3 protein-coding genes and 1 pseudogene are annotated in these 2,615 nt (G+C 70.6%); 2 read left to right on the top strand and 2 right to left on the bottom strand.

All coding sequences use genetic code 11. The annotated features are described in order from the left end of the window. Positions 1-219: 219 nt before the first annotated feature. The gene (locus D7W81_RS40765) at positions 220-1,272 is read left to right on the top strand and encodes a hypothetical protein (protein WP_120560692.1); all 1,053 of its coding nucleotides are present in this window, start codon (positions 220-222) and stop codon (positions 1,270-1,272) included. A gap of 144 nt (positions 1,273-1,416) precedes the next feature. After that, positions 1,417-1,944 (top strand): YbhB/YbcL family Raf kinase inhibitor-like protein, encoded by a 528-nt coding sequence (locus D7W81_RS40760; RefSeq protein ID WP_120560691.1) that lies wholly within the window; start codon positions 1,417-1,419, stop codon positions 1,942-1,944. Positions 1,945-1,964: 20 nt separating this feature from the next. On the opposite strand, the gene D7W81_RS40755 is transcribed toward D7W81_RS40760, so the two are convergent. Next, on the bottom strand, positions 1,965-2,417 hold the full coding sequence (locus D7W81_RS40755; RefSeq protein WP_120560690.1) for an RrF2 family transcriptional regulator: 453 nt from the start codon (positions 2,415-2,417) through the stop codon (positions 1,965-1,967). A gap of 1 nt (position 2,418) precedes the next feature. Further along, a pseudogene (locus D7W81_RS40750) lies at positions 2,419-2,615 on the bottom strand (2Fe-2S iron-sulfur cluster-binding protein); the annotation flags it as partial.

The following is a 2,615-nucleotide window of genomic DNA, read 5'->3' as shown; positions in this document are numbered from 1 at the left end:
GGAGGGGCCTGGCATGGATGCCCGAGGTCTTCGTCTCCGGCCATTCCTGCCATCCACGAAACGCGAGTCAGCCCTGGCACGATGAGCACGGTCAGGCCGGTTCAAAGGGCACCACGACCTTGAGCGACGCATGGCGCTGCGCTGTGAAACCACTTCGTGGCCGGTCTGTTGCATGAGGACGCGCCGCGAGGTGGAGTGCCCGGCCGTGGAGGGTGACCGGTGAAGCCACGGATCGCCGTGACGGCGGATGACACGGATTGGCGGATGCCGGGGGATGGGCCCGGGCTGCTGCTGACCGTCCCTTCGTGGAGACACTGGCGGCAACGCCCCCTGCTCCATGTCGAGGCCACGCGGCCCTACCTGCTGCGCGTGATGCTCGGCGGGCAGCCTCTGTTCTGGATGCGGGTGGATGACTGGTGGAACGGGTGCGCCTGGCTGCGCGGCCCGGCGAAGCTCGCGGACGCGTTCCCGCGCATCCTCGCGGAGGAGGCCCGGCGTCACCCGGAACCCGGTTCGCCTGGATGGTGGGCTGCGTGGACCCGCTGGTGGACACACCATTTCGAGACATCCGAACCGTCGCTACTCCACTCGGGGCGCTGGTGTCTGCGGCCCCTCCAGGTGGCTCCCGTCGCGCAGGCACAGGGCTATTCCACGGTGCCCATCATCGGGTCGGGAGTCCTTCCGGAGCCTCCCTGCGAGCTCCATGCGGCATTGCGCTTCCCGCCCTTCCGCTCCGAGGACTGGTCCTGGGCGGAAGCGGGCCGCCTCCCTGAGCGCAGCGGAGGGGTGATGCCGCTGCGTGCACCGTCACCCGAAGACGACGGGCGGGTGAAGGCGTGGCGCAAGCACGTCCGGGACGGAACGCTGCCGCCGGTGCTGCTGATGTACTTCGCCCTGGCCGAGCGCTGGCTGGTGGTGGATGGCCACGACCGGCTGCACGCGGCGCTGCTGGAGGGGCGCGAGCCGCCGCTGTTGGGCCTCTGGTCCTTCACCGAGACGCCGGTGACGGAGGACCTGTCCACGCTGTTCCGGCAGGACGGGGCCATGAAGGCGGCGGAGCTGCGCCTGCGTGCGAAACCCGGCGAAGTCGACGCGGTCAATCGCAGCCTCCCGCGCGACCACGCACTGGTCCACCGGCTCGCGGTCACGCGTGCATTCCCCCTGCGCGGCGGGGCGGCCACCTGGCAGGCCGAGGTCACCGCCTGGCGGAAGTGGTCGGGCGTCACGGTACAGCCGGACGACTGGGCGGACTTCGTCAGCACTCGGGGGTAATGGCGAGAACAGCGCCACCTGGGACTGCCACGGGGGCGCGATGCCAACGACCTTCCGTCGGTTTGTGACAGTGGGACGGCTGGCCGCGCGGATCCGGTGACCAGGAGGTCTAGCCTTCCGCCCCTACCTTCACCGGAGCCCTCCATGAAGACGAACCCCTACGACGCCCTGCCCCAGGTGCCTTCGTTCAGCGTCACCAGCACCGACGTGCGCGAAGGACAGACGCTGGCCACCGCGCAGCTCAGCGGCATCTTCGGCGCGGGTGGGCAGGACGTGTCGCCGCAGCTTTCGTGGAGCGGGTTTCCGGAAGGCACGAAGAGCTTCGCCGTCACGGTCTACGACCCGGACGCGCCCACCGCGAGCGGCTTCTGGCACTGGGCCGTGGTCAACCTGCCGCGCTCCACCACCCACCTGCCTACGAACGCGGGCTCGCAGGACGGCAAGCAGCTGCCGACCGGTGCGTTCCAGCTGCGCAACGACGGCGGCACCCCCGGCTTCCTCGGCGCCGCGCCGCCACCGGGCCATGGCGCGCACCGCTACTTCATCGTCGTGCATGCCGTGGACGTGGAGTCGCTCGACATCCCGAAGGACGCCACGCCCGCGTTCCTGGGCTTCAATCTCTTCACGCACACGCTCGCTCGCGCCACGCTCGTGGGCACCTACGGGCGCTGAAGCAGCGATGCGAGTCTGGCTCACTCCCGTGGCGCGGACGGCGTCAGCAGCAGGTCCGACAGGCCGGGCTTGGAGCGGCGCAGCAGGTCCTCCAGCGAGTACCGGTCCAACGTGGCGAGGAACGCGTCACGCGCCTCCGCGAGGACTCCCTTGAGGCCACAGGCGGGCGCGATGGGACAGGTGTTGCGCTCCCGGTCGAAGCACTCCACCAGGTGGAAGTCCGGCTCGGCCGCGCGCACCACGCGGCCCAGCTGGATGTCCCCCGGAGCCCTTGCCAGCAGCACGCCGCCCGCGCGCCCCGGCCGCACCTCCACGTCGCCCTGCTGCGCCAGCGTCTGCACCACGCGCACCAGGTGGTGCTTGGAGATGCCGTAGGCGTCCGCCATCTCCTGCGTGGACGACGGCCGGCCCGGACGCGCCGCCAGGTACATGAGGACGCGCAGCGAGTAGTCGGCGTGAAGGGTCAGGTACACGTCAGGCGGCTCCGGCGACGGGCCCTGCTCGCGGCACGCTCGGCAGGAAGGCATCCGCGTGGATGTCCTTCAGCGAGACCCCCGCGAGAAAGAGCTTCTTGCGCAGGGATAGTACCGCGTCGGCGTTGCCGCAGAGGAACGCCCGCCACCCCACCGGCCGCTTCGGGAGGCAGGTGAGGACCTTCGCCTCCAGGGCCC

The sequence above is a fragment of the Corallococcus aberystwythensis genome, from assembly GCF_003612165.1.
Classification (GTDB): Bacteria; Myxococcota; Myxococcia; order Myxococcales; family Myxococcaceae; genus Corallococcus; species Corallococcus aberystwythensis.
The sequence above is the reverse complement of the archived record's forward strand: the minus strand, read 5'-3'. Positions and strand labels throughout refer to the sequence as shown.